16 protein-coding genes are annotated in these 17,356 nt (G+C 70.9%); 6 read left to right on the top strand and 10 right to left on the bottom strand.

What is annotated here, in order from left to right; translation table 11 throughout:
• Positions 1–125: 125 nt before the first annotated feature.
• Positions 126–1,613 (bottom strand): glycoside hydrolase family 3 protein, encoded by a 1,488-nt coding sequence (locus AW274_RS34280; RefSeq protein ID WP_062442156.1) that lies wholly within the window; start codon positions 1,611–1,613, stop codon positions 126–128.
• A 73-nt stretch (positions 1,614–1,686) separates the two neighbouring features.
• A complete protein-coding gene (locus AW274_RS34275) occupies positions 1,687–2,988 on the bottom strand; it encodes an alkaline phosphatase D family protein (protein ID WP_062441704.1) in 1,302 nt (433 codons plus the stop codon).
• A gap of 64 nt (positions 2,989–3,052) precedes the next feature.
• Here AW274_RS34275 and AW274_RS34270 point away from each other — a divergent pair, with 64 nt between their 5' ends.
• The 4 genes from AW274_RS34270 to AW274_RS34255 all read left to right on the top strand — a co-directional run bounded on the left by AW274_RS34270 (position 3,053) and on the right by AW274_RS34255 (position 6,007).
• The gene (locus tag AW274_RS34270) at positions 3,053–3,706 is read left to right on the top strand and encodes a TetR/AcrR family transcriptional regulator (protein WP_062441701.1); all 654 of its coding nucleotides are present in this window, start codon (positions 3,053–3,055) and stop codon (positions 3,704–3,706) included.
• Positions 3,703–4,386, top strand: a complete 684-nt coding sequence (locus AW274_RS34265) for a DNA alkylation repair protein (RefSeq protein ID WP_062441697.1) — start codon at positions 3,703–3,705, stop codon at positions 4,384–4,386. The genes AW274_RS34270 and AW274_RS34265 overlap by 4 nt, the downstream gene beginning before the upstream one ends.
• Before the next feature lie 66 nt (positions 4,387–4,452).
• Positions 4,453–5,040, top strand: coding sequence for an RNA polymerase sigma factor (locus AW274_RS34260; protein ID WP_062441694.1), 588 nt, complete (start codon positions 4,453–4,455; stop codon positions 5,038–5,040).
• Complete coding sequence (locus AW274_RS34255; RefSeq protein WP_062441690.1) at positions 5,033–6,007, top strand: CU044_5270 family protein; 975 nt, start codon at positions 5,033–5,035, stop codon at positions 6,005–6,007. Before AW274_RS34260 ends, AW274_RS34255 begins: the two co-directional genes overlap by 8 nt.
• A 54-nt stretch (positions 6,008–6,061) precedes the next feature.
• Here the strand turns inward: AW274_RS34255 and AW274_RS34250 are convergent, their stop codons facing one another.
• From AW274_RS34250 to AW274_RS34230, 5 genes are all read right to left on the bottom strand, one after another.
• Positions 6,062–7,474, bottom strand: coding sequence for a cellulose binding domain-containing protein (locus AW274_RS34250; RefSeq protein WP_062441686.1), 1,413 nt, complete (start codon positions 7,472–7,474; stop codon positions 6,062–6,064).
• A gap of 13 nt (positions 7,475–7,487) precedes the next feature.
• The gene (locus AW274_RS34245) at positions 7,488–8,759 is read right to left on the bottom strand and encodes a beta-N-acetylhexosaminidase (protein ID WP_062441682.1); all 1,272 of its coding nucleotides are present in this window, start codon (positions 8,757–8,759) and stop codon (positions 7,488–7,490) included.
• Between the two features lie 15 nt (positions 8,760–8,774).
• On the bottom strand, positions 8,775–9,599 hold the full coding sequence (locus tag AW274_RS34240) for a carbohydrate ABC transporter permease (RefSeq protein WP_062441678.1): 825 nt from the start codon (positions 9,597–9,599) through the stop codon (positions 8,775–8,777).
• Entirely contained in the window at positions 9,596–10,552 is a 957-nt protein-coding gene (locus AW274_RS34235) for a carbohydrate ABC transporter permease (protein WP_198169544.1), read from the bottom strand. Before AW274_RS34235 ends, AW274_RS34240 begins: the two co-directional genes overlap by 4 nt.
• A 97-nt stretch (positions 10,553–10,649) precedes the next feature.
• On the bottom strand, positions 10,650–11,915 hold the full coding sequence (locus AW274_RS34230; RefSeq protein WP_062441675.1) for an extracellular solute-binding protein: 1,266 nt from the start codon (positions 11,913–11,915) through the stop codon (positions 10,650–10,652).
• A 136-nt stretch (positions 11,916–12,051) separates the two neighbouring features.
• Here AW274_RS34230 and AW274_RS34225 point away from each other — a divergent pair, with 136 nt between their 5' ends.
• The gene (locus AW274_RS34225; RefSeq protein ID WP_232320616.1) at positions 12,052–12,786 is read left to right on the top strand and encodes a GntR family transcriptional regulator; all 735 of its coding nucleotides are present in this window, start codon (positions 12,052–12,054) and stop codon (positions 12,784–12,786) included.
• Here the strand turns inward: AW274_RS34225 and AW274_RS34220 are convergent.
• From AW274_RS34220 to AW274_RS34210, 3 genes are read right to left on the bottom strand one after another with little or no spacing between them, the layout of a single operon-like run.
• Entirely contained in the window at positions 12,713–13,612 is a 900-nt protein-coding gene (locus AW274_RS34220; RefSeq protein WP_232320615.1) for an alpha/beta fold hydrolase, read from the bottom strand. The genes AW274_RS34225 and AW274_RS34220 overlap by 74 nt on opposite strands.
• 50 nt (positions 13,613–13,662) lie before the next feature.
• Positions 13,663–15,054: an aminobutyraldehyde dehydrogenase gene (locus tag AW274_RS34215; protein ID WP_062441671.1), complete on the bottom strand. Its 1,392-nt coding sequence runs from the start codon at positions 15,052–15,054 to the stop codon at positions 13,663–13,665.
• A gap of 11 nt (positions 15,055–15,065) precedes the next feature.
• On the bottom strand, positions 15,066–16,433 hold the full coding sequence (locus tag AW274_RS34210) for an NAD(P)/FAD-dependent oxidoreductase (RefSeq protein WP_232320614.1): 1,368 nt from the start codon (positions 16,431–16,433) through the stop codon (positions 15,066–15,068).
• A 108-nt stretch (positions 16,434–16,541) separates the two neighbouring features.
• Here AW274_RS34210 and AW274_RS34205 point away from each other — a divergent pair, with 108 nt between their 5' ends.
• Complete coding sequence (locus AW274_RS34205; protein ID WP_083975320.1) at positions 16,542–17,231, top strand: TetR/AcrR family transcriptional regulator; 690 nt, start codon at positions 16,542–16,544, stop codon at positions 17,229–17,231.
• Positions 17,232–17,356 lie beyond the last annotated feature (125 nt).

Below are 17,356 nucleotides of genomic sequence, written 5' to 3'. Positions count from 1 at the left end.
GGTCAAAGCACTGCCGAGCATATAGCTCTGCGTAGTTGTTTGATAGCACTCTGTGATCAGAATTTTGGTCTGGAAATGGAAACGGCCCCGCGGCTGCGCCCGCGAGGCCGTTGCTTATGGGGATTTCACGGCAATCGGCCGGTCAAGGTCTCGGCCGCCGCCTGGCCGCAGACCCGCGACGCGCCGTGTGTCGCGATGTGCACGGCGCCCAGGTCGGTGCGTCCCGGCAGGCCCATCTCGACCACCACGCCGTCGGGGCGGGCGGCCAGCATGTGGCCGAGGGCGTCCATCTGCCAGGCGTGGCGGTGGGCGTCGCGCACGACCACGACCAGCGGGCGGTCGGCGGCCCGGTCGAGCAGGTCGGCGGGCACGCCGTCGGCCAGTTCGGCCTCGCCGAGGCGGGTCACCGTGGTGCCCGGGAGGAGCGCTCCCAACGGCTCGCCGACGCCCCACGGCTGGCCCTTGTCGATGGCCAGGTTGGTGTCGGGCGACAGTTCGACGACGTGCGGGGCGGTGCTGAGCGGCAGGCGGGCGCCGTCGTGGTGGACGACCCTGATCGCGCGGCGGGCGGCGGCCAGGCCGACCGGGCCGCCGTTCAGCACGCGGTCCTGGAGCGGAAGACGCCAGGCGGCCAGCTTGGCGACGCGGGCGCACGCCTCGTGCAGCCGGGACTCCGGCAGCAGGCCGCTCACGACGGCGTCGGCGATGGCCTCGCGGATGTGGTCGAAGGTCGCCTCGTCGGCGTGCTCGCCGCCGACGCAGATCGAGTCGGCCCCGGCCGCCACCGCGCGGGCGGCGGCCCCGCCGATGCCGTAGACCGCCGCGACGGCGGCCATCTCGATGGCGTCGGTGATCACCACGCCGTCGAAGCCGAGCTCGCCCCGGAGCAGGTCGGTGAGGATGCGCGGGCTCAGGGTGGCCGGCATCGTCTCGTCGTACGCCGGCACGACCAGGTGCCCCGTCATGATGGCCCGCACGCCCTCCTCGATGGCGGCGCGGAACGGCCACAGCTCCACCTCGTGGAGTTCCTCGCGGCTGACCGCGACCACGGGGAGGCCGTGGTGGGAGTCGACGGCGGTGTCCCCATGGCCCGGGAAGTGCTTGGCGCAGGCCGCCACGCCGGCCGACTGCAGCCCTCTGATCCAGGCCGCCGTGTGGCGGGCCACCAGGCCCGGGTCGGCGCCGAAGGAGCGCAGCCCGATCACCGGGTTGTCGGGGTTGGAGTTGACGTCGGCGGCCGGGGCGAAGTTGATCGTCACCCCGGCGGCGGCCAGGTCGTGTCCGACGTCCCTGGCCACCTCCTCGGTGAGATGCACGTCGTCGACCACGCCGAGGGCGTAGTTGCCGGGGCGGGAGCTGCCCGTCCGGGCCTCCAGCCGGGTGACGTCGCCCGCCTCCTCGTCGATGCCGACCAGCAGCGCGGGGTTCTCCGCGCGCAGGGCGGCCGTGAGGGCCGCGAGCTGGTCCGGCGTGTCGACGTTCCGGGAGAACAAGACCACTCCGGCGAGGCCGTCGGCGAGACGCCGGCGCAACCAGTCGGGGGGCGAGGTCCCGACGAAGCCGGGGAGGATGACCGAATCAGCCAGACGCAGCAGCTCCGTGCTTCGCGTCATGCGGCACCGCACTTGGGCATGCCCGAAATCTAATAGGAAAGTTTCCTATTCGCTAGAGGTCTTACCTGCAATTTCACAAGTCGATTCGTTCGAGCTTGTTACCGACGGCACGGAAGGAGGCCGCCGTGGACACCGGGGCGCCGGGCCGGTCGACGAAGGAGACGGCGCGGTAGTCGGCGGTGAACTCCTCCATCGAGACGTTCGCGACCAGGTAGCCGCGCCGCCCGTCGAAGAACGCGAGGTGCGGGTTGCGCTCCAGCGCGTCGTCGCGCACGGCCGGCGGCGCGCTGCTGATGGACGTCGCGACGAATTCCACGCCCCTGTCAAGACGGGCCGCCCAGGCGTTGTGGACGTCGCCGCTCAGCACCACGAAGTTCTCCGGCGCGGCGTCGAGGACCTTCTTGCGGCTCTGCGGGTAGGCGTCCCAGGCGTCGGTGCTCGGCGGGTTGCGCGGCGCGAAGAACAGCGCCTGGGCCAGCACCGTCCAGCGGGCGGTCGAGTTCTTCAGCTTGTCGAGCAGCCACGTCGTCTGCGCCGGGCCGAGGATGTCGCCCGCCACGCGGTACTGCCGCGCGTCGGCCACCAGCAGGTCGAGCACCCGGCCGAACGGGCGGCTGCGGTAGTACTGCATCGCGTCGCCGGACGGCTTGACGCGGTAGGGCAGGTGCTCGGCGTTGGCCTGGTAGGCGGCCTTCCTGCGCTTCGGGTCGGCGGTGCGGCCGCCGTAGTTGTTCACCACCTCGTGGTCGTCGGGGATGGTGATCCAGGGCGCGGCGGCGTGGGCGGCCTGCAGGTCGGGGTCGAGCTTGTAGAGGGCGTAGCGCTCGCGGTAGGCGTTGAGGGTGACGCAGGCGGCGGTCGAGTCCTTCAGCGGCCTGACGTAGCGGCCCGGTTCGGGGACGGCGGGCTTGCCGTACTCGTAGATGTAGTCGCCCAGGTGCAGGACGACGTCGGGGTCGTCGGCGACCAGGTGCCGGTAGGCGGTGAAGTGGCCGTGCTCGTAGCGCTGGCAGCTCGCCACCGCGATTCTCAGCGGCGCCGTCGAGTCGGGCGCGGGCGCGGTCTTCGTACGGCCCACGCGCGAGGTGTGGCCGTCGGCGCGGAAGCGGTAGAAGTACACCGAAGCGGGGCGTAAGCCGGTGACCTTGACGTGCACGCTGTGCGCGCCCGAAGGCTGGGCCCTGGTCGTGCCCGAGGCCGTGAGCTTCGCGAACGTGTCGTCCTCGGCCACCTCCCACCGCACGTCGAACGCGCTCGCGGGCATGCCGCCGCCGTTCAGGGGGTCGGGGGCGAGCCGGGTCCAGATGATCACACCGTCGGGCGCGGGCTCCCCCGAGGCGACGCCCAGCGTGAACGGGAATTTGATTTTCGCCATCCTCGATCATCGCCGATTCCGCGCTCTGAATGGTCCGTCGGCGACAACGGACCATAATGGGTGGGTGAACCAGCGCAAGAGCACCGCGACGGCGCGCAGAACCCACGGGGTGACCGCCTCGGAGCGCCGCGACCACCTGGTCAAACTGGCGGCTGAACTGTTCGCGCGCAAGGGCTTCCAGGCCACCACCGTCCGGAACATCGCCGACGAGGCCGGGATCCTGTCCGGCAGCCTCTACCACCACTTCGACTCCAAGGAGTCGATCGTCGACGAGGTCCTGCGCACGTTCCTCGACGACCTGACCGCGCGCTACCGGGTGATCCTCGACTCGGGGAAGGGCCCGGCCGAGGTGCTGGCCCAGATGGTCCGCACCGGCTTCGCCACGCTCGAACCCCACCGGGCCGCGATCACCGTGATGCAGAACGACTGGAACTACCTGCGTTCGCTGGAGCACCACCGCTTCGACTACCTCGTGAAGGCCGAAGACGAGATCGAGCGCATGTGGATGGAGCAGATCAAGAAGGGCCAGGCCACCGGCGAGCTACGGGCCGACGTCGACCCGAAGCTGACCTACCGCATGCTCCGCGACTCGATCTGGGTGGCGGTGCGCTGGTTCCGTCCGGGCGGGCGGCTCAACACCACCGCGCTGGCCGACCACTACATCACGGTCCTGTTCGACGGCCTGGCGACCGGAGAGCCGACCGGCCAGCCGGGATGAGCCTCGTCGACGCGGTCCGGGCCGCTCTCGGCGACCTCGCCGACCCGGAGAAGGCGCCGGTCATGCGGGCGTACATGAAGTCGGAGATGCCGTTCCTCGGCGTGCAGAGCGGCCCGCGCCGGCTGGCGCTGAAGAAGGTGTTCGCCGACCACCGGCTCGACTCCGCGCCGGTGTGGCGGCGGGCCGTGCTCGAACTGTGGCGCGAGGCCAAGTACCGCGAGGAGCGCTACGCGGCGGTCGACCTGACGGGCTTCCGCTTCTACCGCCCGTGGCAGACCCTCTACACCCTGCCCATGTACGAGGAGATGATCGTCACCGGCGCCTGGTGGGACCTGGTCGACGAACTGGCCGTCCACCGCGTGGGCGGCCTGCTGCGGCAGTTCCCCGAGACGATGCGCCCGACGATGCTCGAGTGGGCCCACGGCCCCGACCTGTGGAAACGCCGCACCGCGATCCTGTCGCAGAACACCTTCAAGGAGCACACCGACAGCGCGCTGCTCTACGCGTGCATCGAGCCGAGCCTGTCCGACACCGACTTCTTCGCCCGCAAGGCGATCGGCTGGGCGCTGCGCGAGTACGCCAAGACCGACCCGCGCGAGGTCGTGCGCTACGTCGAGCACCAGGGGCTGAGCGGGCTGTCGCGGCGCGAGGCGCTGAAGAACGTGCCGGGGAACGGCTGAGCGTGAACCCGATGGAACCCATCGGGTGAGTGCAGGGTGATCGATCCCTAGGAACGGAGCGCCCGCTTGGTCACCCATGTCCCCGACGACGCGGCGGTGATCGACCGTGCCCGGCGCGATCCCGCCGCCTTCTCCGTCCTGTTCGACCGGCACGCGCCCGCGCTGCACCGCTACGTGCTCCGCCGGCTCGGCGACACGCTGGCCGACGACGTCGTGGCCGAGACGTTCCTGACAGCCTTCCGCCGCCTCGGGCGTTACGACACCGCCCACCGCGACGCCCGCCCGTGGCTCTACGGGATCGCCGCTAACCTCGTCGGGCGGCATCGCCGGGCCGAGGTCAGGGCCTATCGGGCGCTGGCCCGGACGGGCGTCGACGAGGTCGCCGAGAGCTACGCCGACCGGGTTGAGGCCCAGGTGTCGGCCTCGGCGCTGCACCGGGAGCTGGCCGAGGCGCTGGCGGTGCTGTCGCCGGGCGACCGCGAGGTCCTGCTGCTGGTCGCCTGGGCCGACTTCAGCTACGACGAGGTGGCGCGGGCCCTGGCCATCCCCGTCGGCACGGTGCGCTCGCGCCTCCACCGGGCCCGGCGCAAGACCCGCGCGGCCCTGGGTGGGAGCGACCCGTCCGCCGTCCAAGAGGAGGCCAGCCGTGGATGACCTGAAGCTGCTGGGCGGCCTGCGGGCCGACGCCCCCGAGCCCGGCCTCGACCGGCTCGACGCCCTGCGCGCCCGCGCGCTGCGCCGCCGCCGCGCCCGGCTCGCGCCGCCCCTGTTCCTGATGGCCGCCGCGACGGGCGTCGCCGTCGTGGTGGCAGGCGGCGTCGGCGCGCCGGTCCCGGACGCGCCGACGACGGCCCGGCCGGTCGTCACCGCGGGGATCCGGCAGATGAACGCGGAGGTGGTGCTGCGGCGGGCCGCGCGGGTGGCTGAGCGGGGCGCGCCCGTCCCGGCGGCGCGAGACGACCAGTGGATGTACTGGAAGCTCCTCGTTCAGAACGGCGACGACCCCGCGCCGGTCGCCGAGGAGTACTGGCACCGATTCGACGGCACGGCGCAGTCCTCCCGCCGCGCGCAGGGCGGAATGGAGCACCAGGCCATCGAGCCGGAACCCGGCGACGACCAGCTCACCCCGCGCGAGTTCGCGGCCGAGTTCGCCGAGCTGGCCACCGACCCGGCCCGGCTGCTGGACCGCGTGCAGAACGACCCGGTCTGGAAAGCCGACGGCGAGCATGAGGACGCGCGGGCCTTCCGGGTGTTCTCGGTCTTCCTCTACCAGGAGGTTCCGCTGCCGCCCAAGCTGAGGGGGGCGATGTTCCGGGCGCTGGCCGAGATCCCGGGCGTGCGGGTCGACGCCGACGTGCGGGACGCGGCGGGGCGGACCGGCATCGGCGTCGCCTTCGAGGGGGACGTGCCCGGTTCCGGCGTCCGGCGCGACCTGAACGGCCAGGTGACGACGCGGTCGTATCTCATCTTCGACGACACGACCTACGAGTTCATCGGCCGGCGGGTGGAGCGGTTCAAGAACGAACTCATCGGCACGAGGTTGATGCGGGCCGGAACCGAATTCGTCAGCGCCGTGGTCGCGACGGGCGTCGTCGACGAGCCGGGGCAGCTGCCCGGATAGGCCGAACGGCTCGCGCGCCCCGAATGCGCGCGAGCCGTCGTCAGCCGGGGAGGGTCAGCTCGCCGGGACGGTGTCGACCCAGCTCGTGCCCGCGGTGCGGTAGGTGTTCACGCGCTGGATGACGGTGGCGGGCGCGACCACCTCGTTCTTGGCGTGGTAGAACCAGTCGACCTGCTGGATCCACTGACGCTGGGTGCTGCTGCCGACGAGGCCGCCGCTGATGAACCACAGGTTGAAGTTCACCGACTGCACGGTCTCCGGGTAGTAGTCGCCGCCGTGGGTGGCGAACAGCTGCCCGTCGATGTAGTACTTGATCTCGCCGCCGGAGACCTGGAGGACCAGGTCGTGCCAGCCCGCGTAGCTGATGCGGTTGGCGGTGTGGGTGTTGACCGCGAGCCAGGGCTCGTTGCGGTAGGTCTCCCACGAGGTGGCGTACATGATGTTCGCGGGCTCACCCCAGCCGCCGTTGGGGAGGTACTCGAAGTCCTGCTCGCTGTAGTTGGGGTCGAGGTCCTGGTTGAGCGGGGTGATCGTGAAGAAGGTCTGCACGATGTGGTCGCCGTCGGGGCCGGTCGTGGGGGTGTCGGTGAAGAAGACCCGCGCGGCGTAGGTGCCCTCCAGGAACTTGCGCTGGTGCAGCACCTCCGACTGCTGGGTGCCCGACGAGGTGCCGTCGGTGACCGACTTGAGCTGGAGCGCCTTGTTGGCGCCGCTCACGGTCGGGAAGGTGACGTTGGACGCCGGCCAGGTCGCGCCGGGGATGCCGGGGCCGCCCTGGTTGGTGCGGATCGTCCAGTTGTGCGCGGTGATGTTCGGGTCGGTGTGGGAGCTGTAGCTGAAGTCGTCGAAGACGACGCCGTTGTTGCCGCCCGGGTTGTTGGGCGAACCCGACGGCGACGGCGAGGGCGACGGCGACGGGCTGGGGTTGCCGCCGGCCGGGGCGTTGCCCCACAGCAGGGCGCCCGACTGGTAGACGGTGATCTTGTTCCAGTCGGCGTAGGAGCTCTGCGCGCCGAACGAGTAGTCGTCGCTCTGGGTGATGCGCTGCCAGTCGGCCCGGTAGAAGCGCAGCTGCATGTCGCTGGTCGAGGCGCCCGGGGCGAGCGACCCGCCGGTGAAGCCGATCTCCAGGTAGCGGTCGGCGGTGGCCGTACCGGGAGAGATCGTGCCGAAGGTGCCGGTGACCGTCGAGCAGCCGACGACCGCCCACGAGCAGGCGAAGCGGTACTGCTGCGAGGCCGAGTCGGCCTTGAAGTAGTAGCGGATCTTGACGGTGTTCAGCGCCACGGCGGTGGTGCCGGTGTTGACCAGGTTCAGCCAGGGTTCGACCTGGTCGGCCTGGGCGCCCGACGCGCTGGTCTTGTACTGGACCTTGACGGCGGTGGCGGCCTCGGCGGGCAGCGCCACCAGGCCGATGAGGGCGAGGGCGGACGTCAGTCCGCCGGCTAACCACTTCTTGCTGGACACATCTGTCCTTTCGTTACGGGATGAGCGGACCCACCGAGACGCCTTGCGCGGCCAGGCGGGACAGGTGGGGGTCGAGACGGCGCAGGAAGTCGGAGTAGTCGTCCGCCGAACCCCAGGCGACCTCGGCGAAGGCCAGCAGCCGGGGGAAGGCCTGGCGTTCGACGTCGGCCGGGGTCGGCATGTACTCGGTCCAGAGCTGCGCCTGGACGCCGATGATCCCCGGCGCCGACGGGGGGACGAAGTGGTAGGTGTTCGACAACGACAACACCCGGTCGGGGAAGAACGGGCCGGCCTGCTGCTCGGGCGGGTAGTCGAGGTAGGTGCGCAGGTGCGGGGCCAGCACGACGTCGCGGCCTTCGAGGGCGGCCAGCTCGCCGCTCTCCTCGTCGAGCCAGGTCATGGTGGTGGCGCCGGGAGGGCCGTCGGGCTTCTCGTACCAGTAGACGAGTTTGCGGTCCTTCTTCGCCAGGTGCTCGGCCATCCGGGCGGTGATCCAGGCCCGGCACGCGTGCGCGCCCGGCAGGCCGAGTTCGCGGATGCGCTCCTGGGCGCGCGGGGTGTCCTCCCATTCGGTGTTGCGGCACTCGTCGCCGCCGACGTGGACGTACTCGCCGGGGAACAGGTCGCAGACCTCGTCGAGCACGTGGTGGAAGAAGGCGATGGTGTCCTCTTCCAGGTTGAGGGTGTGCTCGCTGATCCCCCAGCTCGACCAGACGTCGTAGGACCGCGCCGGGTCGTTGCCCAGTTCCGGGTAGGCGGCCAGCGCCGCCTGCACGTGCCCCGGCAGGCCGATCTCCGGGACGACGCGCACGAACCGCTCCTGCGCGTACCGGACGATCTCCCGGATGTCCTCGTGGGTGTAGTGGTCGCCCGAAACCTCGGTGAGACGCGGGTAGCGCCGGATCTCCAGCCGCCAGCCCTGGTCGTCGGTGAGGTGCAGGTGCAGCACGTTCAGCTTCAGCTCGGCGATCAGGTCGATCAGCCGCAGGATGAACGCCTTCGGCATGAAGTGCCGCGCCACGTCGAGCATCACCCCGCGCCACCCGAACCGGGGCGCGTCCTCGATCACCCCCTCCGGGAGCCGCTCGCCGAGCTGGCGGAGCGTCTGCCGTCCGTAGTAGGCCCCGGCGGGCCCCCCGGACGCCAGCTCGATGCCGCCCTCGCCGACGGTCAGGCGGTAGCCCTCCTCCGGCAGGCCCGGATCGGGTCTGTGCCGGACGAGATCCTCGGAGAACGTGACGGAGCCCCCGAGGACGGCCAGGTCACGTGGCCGCGGAATGATCACGTTGGGTTTCCTTTCTCAGCCCTTGACCGCGCCGGCGATGATCCCGGAGGTCACCCGGCGCTGGAGGATCAGGAAGATCAGCAGAACCGGCAGCATGAAGAGCGTGGCGGCGGCCATGGTGGCGCCCCAGTCGGTGCCGAAGACGTTGGAGAAGGACGACAACCAGACGGGGAGCGTGCGGTCGTCCTGGTTCTTGATGATGAGCGCGTTGGCGAAGGCGAACTCGTTCCAGGCGGTGATGAAGCCGAACAACGACGTCGACATCAGGCCCGGCGCGAGCAGCGGGAGCACGACCTTGCGGAACGCGGCCGACCGGCTGGCGCCGTCCATCTGGGCGGCCTCCTCCAGTTCCTCCGGGATGGCCGCGAGGAAGCCGCGCAGGGTGACGATCGTGAAGGGCAGCGTGCTCATGAAGTAGATGAGCGTCAGCATGGAGAGCTTGTCGAGCATGCCGGTGTCGCGGGCGATGATGAACATCGGGATCAGCAGCGCCTCCCACGGGGCCATCTGCGCGATGAACACCATGAGGATGAACGCCTTGCGGCCCCGCCACCGCATCCGGGCCACCGCGAACGCCGCCAGCAGCGCCACGATCAGGCTGAACACGACCGCGCCGAGCGACACCAGCAGCGAGTTGCGCCAGAACAGCGCGAAGCCGTCGGAGCCGATCGCGGTCGCGAAGTGGTCGAGCGTCGGATGGAGCGGGAGGAACTGCGGGGTGTCGGCCTGGATGTCGCGGGTGGGCTTGAACGCCGTGACGACCATCCAGTAGACGGGGAAGACCGAGACGACCAGCACCGACAGGGCGGCGAGCGTGATGGGGAGGCGCCTGATCGTCATTTGTCCGCTCCCTCGTGCTTGTACATGCGGCGCAGGTGCGGGACGAGCACGACCAGCAGGATCAGCACGGTCAGGGTCGAGATGGCCGAGCCGAGGTCGTATTTGTGCAGCGACTGGGCGACTTGGTAGGCGTACACGGGCAGCGTGGTGGTCGCGCCGTCCGGGCCGCCCTGGCTGATCGCCCAGATCTGGGCGAAGCACTTGAAGACCCAGATGATCTCCAGTGAGGTGATGAGGCCGAACAGCGGGCGGAGCATCGGGAAGGTGACGTCGCGGAAGACCTGCCAGCCGGTCGCGCCGTCGATGCGGGCCGCCTCGAACAGCTCCTGCGGGATGGTGGTCAGGCCGGCGTACAGGGTCAGCGCCGCGAACGGCACCGACTGCCAGACGACGAGCAGCACCATGATGGCGAACGTGGCGGTCCCGTTCGCGAACCACGTGTAGCCGTCGAACTGGGTGAAACCGACACTGGTCAGCAACCAGTTGACCACTCCGAGCTTCGACTGGAACAGCCACTGGAAGATCGTGGTGGCCGCCAGGACGGGCGTCGCCCAGGTCAGCACCAGCCCCGCCAGGACCGCGAGCCGCAACCGCTTGCCAAGCCGGGCGACCATCAGGGCGACCAGGGTCGAGATGACCATGATCAGGACCACGTTGACGCCCGTCCAGACCAGGGTCCTTCTCACGACCGCCCAGAACTCGGCCGAGCCGAGCGCCTCGTGGTAGTTCTCCAGCCCCACGAACGCGGCCCCGCCCCTGATGAGCTCACCGGTCCTGAAGTGCTGGAACGAGATGATCACACTGCGGATCAGCGGATAGAACAGCAGGTAGGCGGCGCCGGCGACGGTCGGGATCACCAGCAGGTACGGCCACAGGGCCGGGAGGCCGCGCCTCCGTCTCGGTGGCGGCGGGGCCGCCGCGGCGACGGGCCGCTCGGGAGCCTGCGTGACCACGGAAGTCCTTCCTTTTCTGTACGGATCGGGCCCGTCCGCGCGACCCCGGGAGGTGGGAGACGCGGCCGGCACGGGCGGGCCCGAGATCAGGGGCTCGTCAGGACTTGGTGTTCAGGATGTCCGCGATGACCTGGGACGCCTTGGCTGCCTCGGCCGGGCCGTTCGTGCCGGTCAGGTAGGTCGTCATGTACTCCTTGATGACGTTCTTGGCCTCGACCGCCGCCCAGTTGGCCGAGTTCGGCGTGGCGTGGCCGTTGGCGGCGCCCTTGGCCATCGCCGACGCGCCCTCGCTGGTCAGCACGCCGCCCAGCGAGACCCGGTTCGGCACGTAGGACATCTCGGTGGCCATCGCCGTCTGGAACTTCTCTCCGGCGAGGGCCTTGATGACCTCGTACGCGAGATCGGGGTTCTTGGACGCCTCGGGGATGATCAGGTCGCTGCCGCCGGTGAAGACGGCGCCGGGCTTGTCGGCGGTCTTGCCGGGGATCGGGAAGAAGCCGAGCTTGCCGGCCAGTTCGGGGTTGGCCTTCTCGATCGCCACCGCGCCGCCGGGCGAGGAGATGAGCTGCGCGACGTTGCCCTTGGCGAACACGTCGGCCTGCGGCGGGTTGGCCTCGTCGGAGTCCTTCGGGCCTTCCCCGAGCGCCTGGAGCTGCTTGTAGAAGTCGATGCCGGCCAGCGCCTGCGGGCTGTCGAGGCCGCCCTTCCAGGTGCCGCCCTCGTTGAGGGCCAGGTCGCCGCCCTCGTCCCAGATGAACCCGGCCAGCGTGTACCAGTTCTGGCCCGGCAGGTAGATGCCCTGGTTGCCGCCGGCGTTGAGCTTGGTGGTCACGTCGATCCACTCGTCCCGCGTCGCGGGCGGGGCCGTCACGCCGGCCTTCTCGAACAGGTCCTTGTTGTAGATGACGACGCGGTTGGCGGCGTACCAGGGGATGCCGAACTGCTTGCCGTCGATCTTGCCGGGGTCGGCGAGGCCGGGCAGCCAGTCGGCTCCCTGGAGCTCGGTGACCTTGTCGGTGAGGTCCTTCACGCCGCCGCTGGCGGCGTACTCGGCGACCTGGGTGTTGCCCACCTCGATCACGTCGGGGGCGTCGTTGCTGGCCAGGGCGCTGGTGACCTTCTGGCCGATGCCGTCCCACTCCTGGATCTGGACGTCCAGGGTGACCCCTTGGTGCGCGGCCTCGAAGTCGCGCTCGAAGGTGCCGAGCAGGGCGTCGGACATGCTGTCGCGCATGATCCAGACGGTGAGCGCGGTCGCGGCGGGCGCTTCCGGAGTGGTGCTTTCTGTGGGCGAAGAGCCGCAAGCGGTGAGCCCGGCGGCGAGCGCCAGGACCGCTGCCGCGGCGAGGAACCGGGGGGCCATTGGTTCTCCCAGTGGTCAGATATTGGTAAGCAATCTGCCTGCTGGCGCTAGAGTGGTCTTAACCAGTAGACCCGTCAAGACCCGTTATTCAGTGTTTACATTCGACAACTGGTAAGACGCTGGTAAGGTCTGGGACGTGACTGTCAACATGCGGGCAGGGCTGAAGCGCGACCGGGTACGCGACTTCCTGCTCGACTACGTGGCCGACAAGAAACCCGGCGAGGCCATCCCGTCGGAGCGCGACCTGTGCAAGGAACTGGGCGTCTCCCGCCCGACCCTGCGCGCGGCCATAGACGACCTGGTGCGCTCGGGCGTGCTGGTCCGCGAACACGGCCGGGGCACCTTCACCGGCCCGCAGCGCGTCACCCAGGCGCTGTCGGCGACCCAGACTGGATCGTTCTACGCGCCGCCCGCCGAGGGGAAATGGCTGAGCGCGATCCTGGAGTTCGCCTCGTCACCGGCCGGCCCGCAACTGACCAGCCGCCTGCAGCTCGCCCCCGCGACCCCCGTCCTCCGGGTGGTCCGCCTGCGCGTCGTCGACGACGCCCCGATGGCGATCGAACGCCTCCACCTGCCACATGAGCTGGTCGCGGGCCTGCGGCCGGCGGACATGGAGACGGGGTCGTTCTACAAGGTCCTGCGCGAACGCTTCGGCGTCGACGTGCGCAGCGCCGTGCAGACCATCGAGGCGACGGTGACCGACGAGACCGAGGCCGAACTGCTGGGGGTGCCGGAACACTTCCCGGCGCTGCTGGTCGAGCGCACGACGCGCGACGTGAACGGGCGGATCGTGGAGTTCACCCGGTCGATCTACCGGGGCGACCGGTACCGGGTGACGTCGGAGCTCTACTTCGACGCCGAGTCGGGCTGAGCCGCCGGCCACGACGAGACGGTCGCGACGAACGCACCGGGGTCGTCGAGCCAGGGATAGTGCCCGGCCCCCGGCTGCACGACGCAGTCGGCCGCCGGGAACAGCGCGGCGAACTCCCGCACCTTGGCCGGCACGCTGTTGACGTCGTACTCCCCGCCGACAGCAGCACCGGGGCCGCCAGTGCGCCGAGTGCCGCACGGGTCGCGGCGGGGTCGTAGGCGCCGTCGGAGCCGAAGATCCGGGCCGCCTCCGCGTTGCGCGCGGGACCCTCGACCGCCGCCCTGGCCGCCGCGTCGTAGCGGCCGTGGAAGAACGGCGTGACCAGCGCGAAGTCGGCCGGGGACCCGCCGACGAGCAGTTCCAGCGCCTCGATCGCCTCGGGATACCAGGGTTCGCCGGCCCGCAGGCGGGCGACGGCCAGCCGGTCCTCCCCGGTCGCGTCGAGACCCACGGCGAACAGGCTCGGGGTGACCAGCACCAGGCTCCCGACCGACTCGGGGTGCGCGGCGGCGTACAGAACCGCGAGGTTGGCGCCCGCGGAGTGGGCCAGCAGGTCGATCCGGTCGAGCCCCAGGTGCAGGCGCAGCGCCTCCACGTCGGCGACCTGGTGGTCGCACCGGTACGTCGCGGGATCGGCCGGAGCGGCCGAGTTCCCGGTGCCGCGCAGGTCGAGGGTCACCAGCCGCCGGTGGGCCGGCAGGCCGCCGAGGTCGCCCAGGTAGGCGGCGTCCTGCATCGGCCCGCCGGGCAGCACGACCAGGGGGTCGCCCTGGCCGGTGACGCGGAAGGACAGGACGGTGCCGTCGAATGCGGAGAACGTGGGCATTCGACGGATGTTGCCATGAACGCCCGAAATTGTCCGCTTGTTTTCGCCGCTCAGGCCGGGCGGAAGGAGTCCCTGGCCGCCGGGGCGGCGTGCTTGATCATCAGGTGCCTCGTCACCGAGTACTCCCCGACCGCCTCCTGGCTCATGTCCTTGCCGAACCCGCTCCCCTTCACCCCGCCGTGCGGCGCCTCGGAGGCGATCGGCAGGTGGTCGTTGACCCACGTCACCCCCACGTCGAGCCGGTGCGACACCCGCAGCGCCCGGGACACGTCGGTCGACCACACCGACGACGCCAGCCCATAGGGCGTGTCGTTGGCCAGCCGCACCGCCTCGTCCTCGCCGTCGAAGGGCAGGGCCACGAGGACGGGCCCGAAGACCTCGCCCTGCACGATCTCCGACGACTGGTCGGCGTCGGCGACCAGGGTCGGCGGGTAGTAGTAGCCGGGAGCGTCGAGCGGGCCGCCCCCACGGACGACCCGGCCCGACGCCCGCGCGACGAAGCCGTGCACCCTGTCCCGGTGCTCGGCGGAGATGAGGGGGCCGATGTCGGTCCCCTCGGCCCAGGGATCGCCCGGACGCACTTTCTCCAGCGCGGCCGCAAGGGCGTCCACGGCCTCCGCGTAGCGTGATCGCTCCACGTAGACCCTGGTCGCCGCTGTGCAGTCCTGTCCTGTGTTGTACGTGGCCCCCATGGTCACCCCGAAGGCCATGGCCTCCAGGTCGGCGTCGGCGAACACCAGCGCCGGGGCCTTGCCGCCGAGCTCCAGGTGGACGCGCTTCAGGCCGTCGACCGCGCCGCGCATCACGGCCTTGCCGGTCGCGGTCGAGCCGGTGACGCTCACCATGTCGACGCCGGGGTCGGTCACCAGGGCCTGGCCGACGTCGCCGCCGCCGGTCACCACGCCCAGCAGGCCCTCGGGCGCGCCCGCCTCGGCCATCAGCTCGGCCAGGCGCAACGTGGTGCGCGGGGTGCGCGGGGCGGGCTTGACGACCACGCCGTTGCCGGCCGCGATGGCCGGGCCGACCTTCCAGACGGCCATGATGAACGGGAAGTTCCACGGCGCGATCGAGCCGACCACGCCGATCGGGCGGCGGATCAGCACCGAGGTGTAGCCGGCGCTGAGCACGCCCGCGCCGGTGCCGTCGAGCGAGCGGGCCGCGCCGGCGAAGAAGCGCAGGTTGTCGGCCGCGAAGGGCAGTTCGCCGTCGCGGAAGACGGCCGCGGGCTTGCCGGTCTCCTCGACCTCCAGGCGGGTCAGCTCGTCGGCGTCGCGTTCGACCAGGTCGGCCAGGCGCAGCAGCACCCGGGCGCGCTCCGACGGGGTCGCCTCGCGCCACTGCTCGAAGGCGGCCCGCGCCTGGGCGACCTTCGCCGGGACGTCGGTGCTGTCGGGGATGTCCTCGATGGCCCGGCCGGTCGCGGGGTTGATCAGAGTCGTCATGTGCAGGTCTTCTAACTGTCGAAACCGATGCCGAAGCGGTCGAGCACCCGGAGCCACGGCCCGCGTCTGCCCTCGTTCGCGTCGGCGCGGGCCAGGGCCCGGCGGGTGAACTCGACCACCGGCCACCTGAGGGGCTCGGGCGGGAACGGCACCGGGCGGCGGCGCACCATCTTCAGTCCGGTACGCCGCGTCTCCCGCCGCGCCAGCAGGTCGAGCCCGGCGAGGGCGCCGAAGCGCGAGGCGCCCACGCCGAGCCCGGTGTAGCCGAGGGCGTAGGCCACCCGGCCGCCGAGGGCGGTGCCGAAGAACGGGGTGAAGCGGCTGGTCGAGTCGATCAGGCCGCCCCAGCGGTGGGTCGCCCGTACGCCTTCGAGCTGGGGGAACGTCTCCAGCAGGTGGCGGGCGAGCAGGGCGTGGGAGGCGGGGCGCTGGTCGGTGCCGCCGCCCGCGAAGTTGTAGACCGCGTCGTAGCCGCCGAACAGCAGGCGGTCGTCGGCGGTCAGCCGGTAGTAGTGGAACTGGTTGCCCGCGTCGGTGATGCCCTGCGCCTCGGCCCAGCCGAGCGAGGCCCGGCGTCCGGCGTCGAGGGGCTCGGTGACCAGCACGTAGTCCCACACCGGCAGGACGTAGTTGCGCAGCCGGCGGAGCGGCGACGGGAACGCGTTGGTCGCGATGAGCACCTGGCGGGCGTCGAATCGGCCCTGGGGCGTGGGCAGGCGTACCGACGAACCGGAGCGTTCCATGCCGGTCACCGGCGTGTGCTCGTAGATCCGCACGCCCAGGTTCTCGGCGACGCGGCGCAGTCCCCAGGCCAGCTTCACCGGGTCGACGAGGCCGCCGGTGCCGCGCAGCCGCAGCCCGCCCAGGTAGGTGGGCGAGTGGACGTCGACCCGCATGTCGTCGGCGTCCAGGAATGTGGCGTCCTCGCCATGGTCCCGGTGGCGCTTTTCGGCGGTCCGCAATTCGGTGACCTGGTGGGGCGCAACCGCGACCGTGGTCTTGCCGATCAGCCGCAGGTCGGCGTCGATGTCGTGGTGGACCACGAAATCGGCGATGGCGGCCAGGTTCTCGCGGCCGATCGCCAGCAGCAGATCGATCTCCCCAGGCCAGCGGTGCGCGCCGTGCGTCAGGCCGTGGGTGATCGAGTCGGCGATGAAGCCCCCGTTGCGGCCGGTGGCGCCGAACGCGATACGTTCGGCTTCGACCAGAACGACGTCGCAGGCGGGGTTTTCTTGTTTGGCCAGCACAGCAGCCCAGAGGCCGGTGAAGCCGCCGCCCACGACCAGCAGGTCGGCCGTCGTGGTCCCCGTCAGCGGCGGATACGCGGCCGGAGCGGGCCGGTCGGTCCAGAAGACCCTCGGCAGTGCGTCCGTAATCACGATCCCCTCCGACCGATATTTGTTGAATCGTGATTCAAATACTTATCGAGCAACCACGTCAAGAGCTGCGACACTAGTTGTGAGATCCTCCATACGGGGCGGGGTGCGATGACTCAGCGAAAGAGCAGGGCAGACCGGCGGGTCGAGCTGATCGACGCGGCCAGGCGCGCGATGATCCAGCACGGCGCCGAGGGCGTGCATCTGAACCAGATCGCAGAAGAGGCGGGTCTCACGTCGGGTGCGGTGCTCTACCACTACCCCGATCTGCGCGACCTGCTGATCGAGGCCCACCACGCGGGCATGGAGCGCTTCTACGAGCAGCGGGTCAAGAAGATCAGCGGCATCGCCGACCCGGCCCAGAAGCTGATCACCACGATCCGCTCGGGCCTGCCCGAGGGCCCCGACGACGCGGGCGTGCGCCTGCTGTGCGAGCTCGGCGGCGCGGCCGGCCGCAACCGCGTCTACGGCACCCTGCTGACCACGCTCTACGACCGCCAGGTCGCGATGTACCAGACCATCCTGGAGGTCGGCGCGGCCCAGGGGGTCTTCACCCTGGCCGGCGACTCGGAGCAGATCGCCCGCAACCTGGTCGCCCTCGAAGACGCCTACGGCTACCGCATCATCGCCCGCCACCACTCGATCGGCCCCGACGAGGCGGTCGGCCTCATCCTCGACTTCGCCCGCATGTCGACCGGCCACCCGCTCAAGGAGATCCCGGCCGCCCGCCCGAAGACGACCCGCACCCCCCGCCCCAGAAGCGGCGGCCCGTCCCGGGGCACGACCCCGAACGCCTCCTGACGTCTCCGCCGGTCCGCTGGGAGACGACACGCCCGGCCCATGATGGGCCGTGCCCGCATGACCCGGGCGGCCAGATCCGCGAGACGCGGAAACGCGCCGCCGCGCGCCCGGCCGCGTAGGGCGGG

The sequence above is a fragment of the Herbidospora daliensis genome, assembly GCF_001570585.1.
GTDB classification, from domain to species: Bacteria; Actinomycetota; Actinomycetes; order Streptosporangiales; family Streptosporangiaceae; genus Herbidospora; species Herbidospora daliensis.
Note: the sequence above shows the minus strand (reverse complement) of the source record. Positions and strands in the feature narration are given on the sequence as shown.